12 protein-coding genes are annotated in these 11,119 nt (G+C 60.7%); 6 read left to right on the top strand and 6 right to left on the bottom strand.

Annotated elements, in window-relative coordinates; translation table 11 throughout:
• From PMI02_RS15260 to PMI02_RS15250, 3 genes are all read right to left on the bottom strand, one after another.
• Positions 1-496: SUMF1/EgtB/PvdO family nonheme iron enzyme (locus tag PMI02_RS15260; RefSeq protein ID WP_157222541.1), on the bottom strand; the 496-nt coding region annotated here is incomplete at its 3' end.
• A gap of 38 nt (positions 497-534) precedes the next feature.
• Positions 535-1,191 (bottom strand): YidH family protein, encoded by a 657-nt coding sequence (locus PMI02_RS15255; protein ID WP_007684388.1) that lies wholly within the window; start codon positions 1,189-1,191, stop codon positions 535-537.
• A 7-nt stretch (positions 1,192-1,198) separates the two neighbouring features.
• A complete protein-coding gene (locus PMI02_RS15250) occupies positions 1,199-1,735 on the bottom strand; it encodes a DUF4136 domain-containing protein (protein ID WP_007684387.1) in 537 nt (178 codons plus the stop codon).
• 128 nt (positions 1,736-1,863) lie between these two features.
• Here PMI02_RS15250 and PMI02_RS15245 point away from each other — a divergent pair, with 128 nt between their 5' ends.
• The 3 genes from PMI02_RS15245 to PMI02_RS28265 all read left to right on the top strand — a co-directional run bounded on the left by PMI02_RS15245 (position 1,864) and on the right by PMI02_RS28265 (position 4,103).
• The gene (locus PMI02_RS15245) at positions 1,864-2,505 is read left to right on the top strand and encodes a hypothetical protein (protein ID WP_007684386.1); all 642 of its coding nucleotides are present in this window, start codon (positions 1,864-1,866) and stop codon (positions 2,503-2,505) included.
• Between the two features lie 118 nt (positions 2,506-2,623).
• Positions 2,624-3,430, top strand: coding sequence for a DUF2092 domain-containing protein (locus PMI02_RS15240; RefSeq protein ID WP_007684380.1), 807 nt, complete (start codon positions 2,624-2,626; stop codon positions 3,428-3,430).
• Positions 3,431-3,449: 19 nt separating this feature from the next.
• Positions 3,450-4,103: a hypothetical protein gene (locus PMI02_RS28265; protein ID WP_157222540.1), complete on the top strand. Its 654-nt coding sequence runs from the start codon at positions 3,450-3,452 to the stop codon at positions 4,101-4,103.
• A 111-nt stretch (positions 4,104-4,214) separates the two neighbouring features.
• Here PMI02_RS28265 and PMI02_RS15235 read toward each other — a convergent pair whose 3' ends face one another.
• Positions 4,215-4,583: a DUF1622 domain-containing protein gene (locus PMI02_RS15235; protein WP_036504056.1), complete on the bottom strand. Its 369-nt coding sequence runs from the start codon at positions 4,581-4,583 to the stop codon at positions 4,215-4,217.
• 459 nt (positions 4,584-5,042) lie between these two features.
• Between PMI02_RS15235 and PMI02_RS15230 the strand changes: the two genes are divergently transcribed.
• Positions 5,043-5,693 carry a response regulator transcription factor gene (locus PMI02_RS15230; protein ID WP_007684362.1) on the top strand — a complete coding sequence of 217 codons (651 nt, stop codon included), beginning with the start codon at positions 5,043-5,045 and terminating at the stop codon, positions 5,691-5,693.
• 344 nt (positions 5,694-6,037) lie between these two features.
• Here PMI02_RS15230 and PMI02_RS15225 read toward each other — a convergent pair whose 3' ends face one another.
• Together PMI02_RS15225 and PMI02_RS15220 are read right to left on the bottom strand one after the other, a co-directional pair.
• On the bottom strand, positions 6,038-7,393 hold the full coding sequence (locus tag PMI02_RS15225; protein ID WP_007684360.1) for a DUF1254 domain-containing protein: 1,356 nt from the start codon (positions 7,391-7,393) through the stop codon (positions 6,038-6,040).
• 31 nt (positions 7,394-7,424) lie between these two features.
• Complete coding sequence (locus PMI02_RS15220) at positions 7,425-8,297, bottom strand: hypothetical protein (RefSeq protein ID WP_007684359.1); 873 nt, start codon at positions 8,295-8,297, stop codon at positions 7,425-7,427.
• Between the two features lie 398 nt (positions 8,298-8,695).
• Here PMI02_RS15220 and PMI02_RS26470 point away from each other — a divergent pair, with 398 nt between their 5' ends.
• Both PMI02_RS26470 and PMI02_RS27185 read left to right on the top strand, forming a co-directional pair.
• Entirely contained in the window at positions 8,696-9,838 is a 1,143-nt protein-coding gene (locus PMI02_RS26470; protein WP_007684357.1) for a sensor histidine kinase, read from the top strand.
• A gap of 175 nt (positions 9,839-10,013) precedes the next feature.
• The coding region (locus PMI02_RS27185; protein ID WP_007684355.1) for a DUF1254 domain-containing protein at positions 10,014-11,119 on the top strand (1,106 nt) is incomplete at its 3' end.

Genomic DNA, 11,119 nt, shown 5'->3' with positions numbered 1-11,119 from the left:
CGTCCCCCCAGGCGAACTCGGTACCCTCCGAACCGCCGCGAGCGGCGAACTCCCACTCCGCCTCAGCGGGGAGCGACAGGCCCGCCCATGCAGCGTAAGCCTCGACGTCGGCAAGCGCGACATGGACGACTGGGTGGTCGAGGATGTCGTCGATGCCGCTGCCGGGACCGGCGGGACGGCGCCAGTCGGCACCGGCCCGATAGTCCCACCACTGGCTCGCAGGTCCTCTGGGATCGACGGGGCGGACGGGTGGCTGGAAGACCAGCGAGGCCGGCACCAGCATACCCGGCAGCGCCCCGGGATAATTGCGCGAGTCCGGCGCGATCTCGGCCGCGGTGCGATGGCCGGTCTCGGTCACGAACCGGGCGAACTCGGCGTTGGTCACGGGGGTGCGGTCGATCCAGAAGCCGGGCACCACCACGATGCGCTCGGGCTTTTCCTCCAGGTAGTGGTGGTTGGAACCCATCGTGAAGTGGCCGCCCGGGATCCATTCCATGGCCCGGGTCTCGGCTTGTCGCGGGCGCGTCGCCATGGTCATCGAAACAGCGCGAAATCGAAGACGATGCCCATGAACGCCGCGACGCCCAGCGCGATCAGAAGCACCGCCACGATCAGCGTGACCGAGATCGGAAACCGGGTCTCGGCATGGACCAGACCGTCCTGCGCCATGAGATGCCGCATCCCGCGTAGTTCGGAGACGTACTGCAGGTGCCGCACGATGCCGCCGACCAGCAGCAGCACGCCCAGCACGATCAGCGCCAAACCGAAGTTGCGCGGTGCCTGGCTCTGCAGGATTACGCCGGCCTGGTGCAGCTTCTGGAACGTCTGGTAGATCGTGAAGCCGAAACCGATCAGCGACAGCGAAGTCCGCATCTCCGACATCAGCGTCCGGTCCGCGCTCATCCGCGTGCGTTGGAAAGACATGCCGGTGCGCCGCATCGACATCTCCGTCCGGTGGTCGGACAGGTCGGTGCGGTGCTGCGAAAGGTCGGTGCGGAATTCGGACAGGTCGGTGCGGTGTTCCGAAAGCCCCGTGCGGAAGGTCGAAAGCTTGCTGCGGTACTGGGACAGTTGGATCGATGCCTCGTCTGACTTCTTTCCCTGAACCTCGGGGACCTCGGGTATGCGGGGAAGCCTGATCCGCTTGGGACGCTTCGGCGCGCCGGCCGTTGGCTCGGAAGTCTCGGTCATCTGCCGGTCACTTCTTTGGCGGAGGCGGCGGGAAGTTCGCCAGCACCGCGCTGACGGCGGTATCAACACCTGCCTGGCTGATGTTGTCACCGGACACCTCCTGTGTTGCGGTGCCGTGCCAGACGGGCGACTTTGCCTTGGTGTCGTAGATATCGACCACCAGCGTCCCATCCGTAACGTTCCGCACATCGACCTGGCCGCCTCCCCATCCGCCGCCCCACGCACCCCAAGGACGGTAATAAGGGCCGTAGCCGCCAAGCTGCGTCACCTCCACCCGGTCCCGCGCGCCGAGCGTGAAGCCGATCGCGAAGTCGCCCGGCTCACCCGGCGTGTATCCGCGCGAGGCGAGGTAGCTGTTCACCGACGCCTTCACCTTCTGGACCAGCAGCGGGTTGGCGCCCGCCGGTGCCACGTTGTAGGCCCAGCTGTAGGTCTTGTAGGTCCCGAACGCGGCCTGCGGGTCTGCATCGAAGTTCACCTTCGGCGTCGCCGTGCACGAGGTCAGGAGGATGGCACACGCCAATGTCGCCGCACGCAGGATCATGAGGTTGCTCCCTAGCTGAATGACGTAACTATCGGGCCAGTGGGGCGCGGCTTCTATCAGGGTTGTCCCTAGGGCGGCGCGCGGTCTCTCCCGATAGTCAACGCTCGCGCGCACTTCATAATGACGGCATGAGCCAGTCGGAAACCAGCGAACGCGCCAGCGCGATCTCGGACACCCTTGCGGCGATCGTGCTTTCGATTGCCGCTCTCCTGACGTCGTGGGCGAGCTTCCAGGCGGCCCTGTGGGACGGCGAACAGGCTGCATCTTACACCCAGGCCGGAGCGACCCGGGTCAAGGCAAGCCTGCTCGCGACCGAGAACGGACAGCAGCAGGGGCTGGACATGTTCATGTTCACGCAGTGGCTCAACGCCTACGCCGCCGAAGACCGGCCACTGCAGGATTTCTATCACGAGCGCTTTCGCCCAGAATTCAGGCAAGCGTTTGACGACTGGCTCGCGCTGCGCCCCATGCACAACGTCGAGGCGCCGCATTCGCCCTTCCTGATGCCGGAATATTCACCCCGCCTCGCCCGAGAAGCATCCGCACTCGACAAGCGCGCCGATGCCCAGTTCGAGGAAGGCCAGCGGTACAACTCCACCAGCGACGCCTACGTCGCGGCGACGGTCGTGTTCGCCCTCAGTTTGTTCCTTGGAGGAATCGGCCAGACATTCGACCGCAAACGCCTCGCCGCTGCGCTCACGCTGATCGGGGCCGCTGCCTGCGTGTTCGGCCTGGTTCGCCTGACGGCGTTGCCAACGATGTCATTGTAGTCCGCCTGAACGATCTCGCCAGACTCAAGATATTTACTGCTCAACCACGGGGTTTCTCCTGATTTCCTCCCGGCAGCCCCGGTCGGATGTTCGCACGTGGACATAGAGGAGAGACTCCATGCAGGCCCGTAGGTCCCGGTTACTTCCCGCAGCAACAGCCCTGGCGATAGCATTATTCGCACAGGATGCCGCCGCACAGCAGGCCCCGCCGCCTGCCGCTTCCGCCCAGCCCGCGGTCCAGCCCGCCAAGCCGGCGCCCATCGACCCCGTGGCGATCGAGGCACTGAAGGGCATGGGTGCTTACCTCAAGTCGCTGAAGGCCTTCGAACTGCGCTCCAAGGCGGTGGCCGAGACCGGCGTGGGCGACATGGATATCAAGGTGCACCTAGGATACGAGGGGCTCTACAAGGTCCAGCGCCCGACCGGCTTCTACGTCCAGCTCAAGTCCGACCGGGCGGTCCGTGAGTATTTCTACGACGGCAAGAGCTTCACAGTGAACGTGCCGCGCCAGAACTTCTACTCGACCGTTTCCGCGCCGCCGACGATCCGCGACATGGTGGACAAGGCCTACGATGACTACGGCATCGACCTGCCCCTGTCGGACCTGTTCTACTGGGCCGAACAGCCGACGACCGACGGGATCACCACCGCGATCCGCATCGGCTACGCGAAGATCAACGGGCAGGAGGCGGACCAGTTCGCCTTCCAGGGCCCCGACCTCGACTGGCAGCTGTGGATCGCCCGCGGCAAAGCGCCGCTGCCCCTCAAGATCGTCATCACCGACCGGGTCGACCCCATGCACCCGTCCTATTCGGCGGAGCTGACCTGGAACACCGCGGCAACGCTGAAGGCATCCGACTTCAAGTTCACGCCCCCCGTCAAGGCGACATCGATCCAGATGTCCAAGATCGCCGAGGACCAGTGAAATGCAACACGCCAGCAGATTGACCGTCCTGCTCGGAGCCAGCGCGCTGGTGCTCGGCAGCGTCCTCCCCGCTCCGGCCGAAGCGCAGCGCCGCTTCGGCGGCGGCGGCATGCACATGGGCGGCGGCGCGGGCGGGCTGCGTACCCACGCCCCGACCAACTTCCACGGACCCGGCAGCGGCGGCGGCGGCATCGCCAATCCCAGGATTCCGGCCGAGCACCCCGGGGGCGGGGGCGGTGGAGGCTCCGCACCGCATCCGGGACCGGGACCGGGCCCTGGACCTAACCCCGGCCCCGGACCTGGCCCTGGACCACACCCGGGCCCGGGACCTGGCCCCGGTCCCGGACCGCACCCCGGGCCGCCGCCTCCGCCCCCGCCGCCGCCACCTCCGGGCTGGGGCTACGGCTGGGGATGGGATGACGATCCGTTCTGGGATGCAGCGGCGGTCGGGATCGTGGCCGGGACGACGGCGGCGGTGGTCGCCAGCGCCGCAACGCCCAGCACAGTCATCATTAATACGACAAGTGTCGGTTCCATCGTGACTACCCTGCCTTCGAACTGCCCGAAGATCATACGCGGATCGGTCACTTACTTCAGCTGCAACCAGGTCTGGTATCTCCCGCAGTACCAGTCCTCCGGGGTGACCTACGTGATCGTCAATCCGCCGGGCTGAGCACGCCTCGCTGCCCCAGCGAAACCAGTCACCGGGGGCGGCTATTGCCCTGCCGCCCCCGGTGACATTTGTTTTGAGCTTCGAGAAACGGCCGCATTTCCAGCCTCTGGGTCAGGCGGAGGGTTCGTGCCGCTTCACCTCGTTGGAAGGTTCGCCGATCTCGTCGATATCGCGCTCTAGAAAAAACCCCAGCCCGGTGCGGATCGCCGCGATCGCCGCAAGCTTGCCGATGTCGTCCCAGCTTGGCGCGATGGCGGTGCGGATGATGTCCGCCCCGAGCGCGAACTCGAGCGCCAACAGGATCCACCGAGCAAAGCCCATCCACGCTTCCCGACGTGACCACGGCGCACCGCTTCCCCGCGTAAAGTGGAGAACTAGCCGCAGGGACGTCTCGGCAGCGCCGATCAGCACCGTCAAGACGACGATGAGTTCAAGGCCAAGGGCGGTGGTGGACGCAAGCATCCGGAGCCATTCTTCCATCGTGCGAGACTGCCCGGTGTTTCGCTGACCCGGTATCAAGACAGATGCCGATATTGCTCAGGAATAATCACTAGGCCGGACATAATCCCCCGACGACAATCTCCGGTTTGTCACGTAAAATTGTTTGCCATTGGCCGCCTGCCTTGGAGACGGAGAGCCAAAGGCAAACCAGCACGCTCACGGTGGCAGCTCTCATAGAATTTTCCGTTGGCGGTGCACGGCAAATAGTCCGGAGGACCAGGCACTGATATTCCCGAGACACGCTCGTGAAGCTCGCCTAGGCGACTTTCACAAGGGATTTCCTTGCTGCACGCTATGGGCTGAAGCAATTTTCTTATTCCTTTAGCTCGGGACCGCGAGTTTTAGGGGAAACCCCGATTGAATTGATCCCCGTGACGACGATGATGATAGGTCCTCACTTGGCTACTGAACTGATTGTTACAAAGGAGAACGGTTCACATGCGCCCCGCTATCAGCAGGATCCTCATCGCCGACGATCATCAGGCCATGCGCCAGGGGGTTCGCACCCTGCTGGAGTCGCACCCGGCCTATCAGGTGATCGCCGAGGCTGCCGATGGCCGTGAGGCGCTCGACCTGGCGCGCGAGGTCAAACCCGACATCGCTATTCTCGACTATTCTCTGCCGCTGATGAACGGTCTCGAACTCACGCGTGCGATCAAGTACAACCTCCCGGCCACCGAAGTGCTGATCTACACCATGCACGACCGCGAGAGTATCTTGATTGACGTGCTACGTGCTGGCGCGCGCGGCTACGTCCTCAAGTCCGACAGCGCCGCTCACCTGATTGCCGCCGTAGCAGCCCTGGCCCGGCACAAGCCCTTCTTCTCAAGCGAAATTTCCGAGACCCTGCTGGATCACTTCATTGAAAGCGACCACGGCTCAGAAAAGAGCGTCATGCTAACCGCGCGCGAGCGCGAGATCGTGCAACTGATCGCCGAAGGCAAGCTGAACAAACAGATCGCCCATATGCTCGACATTAGCGTGAAGACCGTGGAGACGCATCGCGCCGCCGCGATGCACAAGCTCAAGCTCAGGTCAACTGCTGAACTGGTGCTTTATGCGGTTCGGAACAACATCGTCGAGGCTTGAAGGCAGCCGCTGCGGAGTCGTTTGCCGAACGCCCAAGGAACCGGGTCCGCGGTGAGCTACTTTCAGCCGACACTCCAGGTGGAGATCGTGCCTTGACCGTCGGGCGGGGCCAACATGACCGGAAGCGCTACTCCCTACTGCTCCGTAGATACCCGGCTAAGGCGCCATCAGCGCTCTTCCACCCGCCCAATGGTCCACAGTGCTCTCGACCCGTGATCGCCACTCGTCATCGTCTCTATCCCAAAAAGCCACTGCTCCGGCCTTGCCGCCTGGACGGGCACCTAGGATCGCACTGCGAACGTAGAATTGGGGCCAGGCGGTTGAGGCCTCGCACTGACGTATAATTACATCGGCCGAAGCGCGGGAAGTGCCCACTTGCCTGAGATAAGATCCGGACCGGGGCCATAAACGCGTACGACCAGACTGTATTTGGCCACGGGCGCCGGGAGCCAGTTACTTTCCTTGTCCTGACCAGGCGACGTGTGGGACAAGTACAGCGTTAGCCCGCCATCAGAATCGTAGACTAGGCCCTTTGTCCGATCGCCGATAGAGTAGCGCTTAAGCGAATTGGCGTAAAGGAATCGGTCCGGCAGCGTGTAGAGCGTCGCCGACCAAAAAAATTTCGCCTGAGGCAGCTCAGACTTGCTAAAATGCAGGACCGATGGGATGCTACCGTCGCCAACGAAACCGCCATACCACGCCTCCTCCAGGGAATTGCCATACAAGCCTTTGGCAGCGGCTGCATCGCGCGTAAGATAGTCTGTCCCGAGCTGAGCCCTTGAGCCAAACAGCCCGTTTGAGCTGAAAGTGGTCGCCAGCTTTTCCGCGATCGCTTTTTTTCCGTCAGCGACGCCGGCGTCTATAGCAGCAAGCTGCGCAGCATCGAACCGCCCGGGGTTCCAGGGCTTTCCTGGTTCAATGCCGATGCGCTCGAAGCTCTCACGCAAAGCGACCTCATCTTTGAATGGCGGTTCTGCAAACTGAAGAAAGAAGTTGAGGTATGTAATGAAATCTCGCGTGCCCGCTTTCGCCCTGTCGTATTGGGGGAAAGTAATCGTCGGCGCCGGCGAAGGGGCCTCGCTGCCCAGGAACGCATGCAGGGGCTGTAGACGGTACTGGGCTTGTAGCGCCTTCACGTTAGGAACATCTTCTGGTCCGGAGAGCGAGGTCCTCGTCAAAGTCCCTACGATATCCGTTTCTGAACGGAGCACCCCCGTGATACCCTTCGGGGTCGCCCCGTCCCATTTGGGTCCCGCGATCAGGTAGCTACCCGCTCCGCTGCCCGTGCTGCGGACGCCGATATATCCGAAATTCTGGGTGAACAGATCGATCCACTGCATTACGTAATAGCGGTCTTCTGGTACCGCCGGCACGCTGACCACCCATGGTTCGGCCCGCAGATCAAGCCATGCCCACGAATAGGGCGTGTCGTTGTTTGGAGTGACGATATCCTTATTGTCGGGAGTGTAGGCCTCCGCATAGTGCCTGAACTTCCCGAAGCCCCCGACATAGCTAGGTGAGTTTGGGTCCACGGCCTGCCCACGCCACGTCTGATAGCTCTCCATCGGCGCAAAAGCGTATATATAGGCTTGCTTGGCTATCTCCCGCGCCTCCGTAAGCGTGATCGCCGGCGAAGCGGAAGCGTTCGACCCGGCCATAATCAGCGATGCCGCGGTTGCAAGCTTGTTGAGTATAGGCATCGCACTCTCCTGTCTGAACCTCGTCGGCGCGTCATTTTCCGAGGGCAAACTGCAGGTTAATCCCAGCGAAAATCTGCCATTCGGGCATGCCCACGCCGTTGCTCCACACTGTATACTGCGGCTCGATAAACGCGTTGACCGTTGTTACCTTGCTAGCCTGCCATATCTTACCGAAGCCAAACCCCACGGGCACATAGTCATTCGATCGCTCGAAATCGAAATTCCAAGTTGCGGATGACCGGAGGTAGAATGCCTTCGGCAAGTTGTAGATTACCAGCGGTTGAAAAGTCATCGACTGAGCCGTGGGCCGGTCGTTATCACCCGCAAACGAGTGCTGATAAGTGGCGATCCCGCCCATTAGCCCCCATTTTTGCGGGAAGATCCCGACTGCCGACACACCAGCCTGCCACTTGCCAGCACCGAGATCGTCGCGAGCAGTAGGAAGGACCAGCACTGGACCGACCACGAATTGCGACGATTTCGTGCTGAACGGCATCGCGACGAGGTCGATCAGCGTGAGGTCGCCTACGCCGGTCTTCGAACCGCCGGGAAATGTCGGCGTCGTGACGATCGGCAACGTATAGCGAAACAGCTGTCCGGCTCCGAACGTCTTGTGAGGGATAACACCCCGGAAAAGGAACGAGTTTGCGTCACGATCCGGCACGCCCTTAAGCTGCGGAATATAAAACTCGTGGAAATTGACAGTGATCTTCGGCGTAAGTGGATTGTTCGCGGCGTTCGGATCGGCCGCGGCAGCGTCGACAGTCGAAGGGGAAGCGACATTCGCCTCGTCTGGAGTGGCGATGTCCTGAGCCTGCCCTGGCGCGGACAATAGAGCCAGCCCAAGCGCGCCCCAGGAGCCAAAGAACGTGCGCGATGGCGAGCGACGAGGTGAATGGATCATGCCCTAGTTCTATCAAATCACCGTCTGCCAAATATCAGTACTTACCCGTAAAGTTCTCTTCGAAAAAGCTGGGTTGCGGTCCTTTGGCCTAGGATTTTTTGCCAGTCAGCAGGAAACAGTTGGCTGTGCGGCCAATGCCGCCATTGCCCTGACGTAATCCGCCACGAGAATAGAAATATCTGACGATCGTGGCATCATTAGATCTGCTTATTCTTTGCATTTGTCAATTTTAATAAGCCTTGAAGTAACTTCTATAAAGCAAACTCCGCTTTATCTAAAACGACATTGCAGTACAGCAACCGTGACCAGCTCGCTATTTCCTTGAATAATCAAATAAATTATGCAGACTAAGCAGCACGGGCTAACCATTATTCTCAAGCAGACTTGGGGACCCGAATGTGAAGATTGTTTCCCGCGAAGACGGGTTTGGTGATGGCCTCGCCCATTTGTCTAATCCCGGTCGAGCAGATGCCGCATATCGGGTTGTGCATGAACTTGCACAGGCGCTTCCGGACGGGCTTCTCGTTATCGATACCGACGGATGCGTGAAAGTCTCGAACTTGGAACTCAAGGGCAGTGAGCGCTTAAAGCATTCATTTTGTCCTTCAGTGGGCATGAAATTTGGCGTCGTGCTCCGCGAACTGCCACTAAGAGAGTCAGATTTTGCCCGAGTCTGTGACCAGATTGATAAGGTAATCCGACGGGAGGGGTTGTCTCTGGAGTGGACATATAGCTTGCCACACTCAAAGGCAGGAAGCCTCACATTTCGCGCGGTCCGCTTCGGATACGATGACGACATGACATCAATATTGCTCACCGCATCGGTCAATAATGAAGGTTGTCGCGTTTCGAAGAGATCGCGGCAAGTAGAAATGCTGAAAGCCCAGGACGAGGAGCGGCGAAGGATCGCGCGCGAACTGCATGACGGAACCGCGCAGCATATCGCCCTCGCGCAGCTCACGCTTGACAGCTTGTGCCGTTCGAGGACCTTGGATGAGGTTGAGCAGCGCTACGCTAACATCGAGTCCGTTCTTTTCGAAGCACAGCATCAAATGCGTACGCAGAGTTATATTCTCCATCCACCTGAGCTCGTAAGTCAGGGGATAGTGAAGGCTCTTTCAACATTTCTGAACGGCTTTTCAAAACGCACCGGTCTTACCGTCCATTTCGATAAGCCAGCGGGCTTTTCAAGGGCGAATACAAAATTGGATCACGCGTTGTATAGGGTGGCGCAGGAGGCGCTTGTGAACGTCAGCAAGCATGCCAATGCCTCAGAAGTTTCAGTTCTCTTGATCAAGGCCAACAGTTATTTGACGTTGGAGATCGAGGACAACGGTGTCGGTATTCCCCAAGAGGTCGCCGATAGTAAATGCAATGAGGCGGTTGGCGTCGGCTTGGCTTCCGTGCGGCTGCGGGTTGAAGCCTTGAGTGGAACGTTTTCTATCGAGCGCAGAACGATAGGCACCCGGGTGGCTGCCAGTTTTCCTCAACGAAGGGCGTCAGATCGTCTCGTGGGGAACGCCAAGGCTGACAGCAGCTAACTGCTCGGTATTTTTCGGCTCGGCGGCGCTACGGAACTGCGACAAGGCGGCTCTTTGGCGACGGATTTGCGAGCCCATTAAAAGGCGGTGGAAAGATCCACTCCTCAATGTGAGGGTTTCTCCGTATTCTCGGCAAGCTTGCCCACGTTATTCTGATGCCTTCAAGGAGGCATCGATGACCGAAACGGAAAACTTTCATCCTGTGCAATCGCGAATCGGCAATCTTCGCTTCACGCACGACCTCGCCAATGGCTACCCAGCGCCCGATACGTTGGTGAAACTGTTCGACGAACGCGACTTCCAGCGAGCTTGCCAAGCTTACCTTTGGGCTCTCCCTCTGGTGGGCTTCGCCGGATGGAAAAAGGCTGCGAAGACTGATCTTGGAGCGGCGAATGGCCAGGTCGTCGCCTACCTGAGCTACATTGATCGGCTCGGGATCCTCACCCCGAATGCGACCACACCGTATTATGTCGCCTTCACCGATCTCGGTGAAGCTGGCCCGGTTGTGCTCGAGCTGCCCCCAAGCGGCATCCGGGGTGGGTTGGTCAATATCTGGCAGCAGGCCTTGGAAGGCGCAGCGCCGGGCGGGAAGTACCTGTTACTTGGTCCCGGCCAGGAACCCGGCGAGGAGGAAGTAGGCGAATATGAGATCATGCGGCTCTCGAGCCTTAATTTCATGCTGGGTGTTCGGATTACCGCCACTGATCCTGACGAAGCGCGGACGGCCCTGACCAAGCTGCGCATGTTTCCTTTCGCGCAGCGGCACGATCCGCCGCCCACCCAAGTGCTGCCAGCGGCCGATCGCCCTTGGAGCGGAATCCCCCCGCGGGGTCTCGCCTACTGGCAACTTCTGGATGGCCTGCTCCAGAACGAGACGCTGGGCGAGCGGGATCATTTCTTTCTAGAGATGCTCAAACCGCTTGGGATCGAGAAAGGTAGGGCCTTCGCCCCCGACGCCCGGCAACAGGACTTGCTTGAGCAGGGCGCGCTCGTCGGTGAGGCCATGGCAAAAGCCAATACCTACGATCGCCGCTTCGCTGACGTGAAATATCGGGATGGTGCGGACTGGGATCACGCTCTCCATCTGGACCCAGATGATCCGGCCGAATACTGGGGGCGTCTGGATGAACGCGCCGCTTGGTTCTACGAAGCCTACTCAGCCGCCGCCGACATGTCCCCGAACCGACCGGGGCCCTCATCAGCCTATCTTGGCGCCTATCGCGACAGCCGGGGTGACTGGCTCGACGGTGCCGGCACGTACCGGCTGCGGGTGCCCGCCGA

Origin of the sequence: Novosphingobium sp. AP12 (assembly GCF_000281975.1) — a bacterium.
Classification (GTDB): Bacteria; Pseudomonadota; Alphaproteobacteria; order Sphingomonadales; family Sphingomonadaceae; genus Novosphingobium.
The sequence above is the reverse complement of the archived record's forward strand: the minus strand, read 5'-3'. Positions and strand labels throughout refer to the sequence as shown.

What these genes read in the sequence shown, in the direction of transcription:
- PMI02_RS15255 (WP_007684388.1), bottom strand. Translation starts at nt 1,191, where the DNA reads ATGACCGAGACTTCCGAGCCAACGGCCGGCGCGCCGAAGCGTCCCAAG.
- PMI02_RS15250 (WP_007684387.1), bottom strand. Translation starts at nt 1,735, where the DNA reads ATGATCCTGCGTGCGGCGACATTGGCGTGTGCCATCCTCCTGACCTCG.
- PMI02_RS15245 (WP_007684386.1), top strand. Translation starts at nt 1,864, where the DNA reads ATGAGCCAGTCGGAAACCAGCGAACGCGCCAGCGCGATCTCGGACACC.
- PMI02_RS15240 (WP_007684380.1), top strand. Translation starts at nt 2,624, where the DNA reads ATGCAGGCCCGTAGGTCCCGGTTACTTCCCGCAGCAACAGCCCTGGCG.
- PMI02_RS15235 (WP_036504056.1), bottom strand. Translation starts at nt 4,583, where the DNA reads ATGGAAGAATGGCTCCGGATGCTTGCGTCCACCACCGCCCTTGGCCTT.
- PMI02_RS15230 (WP_007684362.1), top strand. Translation starts at nt 5,043, where the DNA reads ATGCGCCCCGCTATCAGCAGGATCCTCATCGCCGACGATCATCAGGCC.
- PMI02_RS15225 (WP_007684360.1), bottom strand. Translation starts at nt 7,393, where the DNA reads ATGCCTATACTCAACAAGCTTGCAACCGCGGCATCGCTGATTATGGCC.
- PMI02_RS15220 (WP_007684359.1), bottom strand. Translation starts at nt 8,297, where the DNA reads ATGATCCATTCACCTCGTCGCTCGCCATCGCGCACGTTCTTTGGCTCC.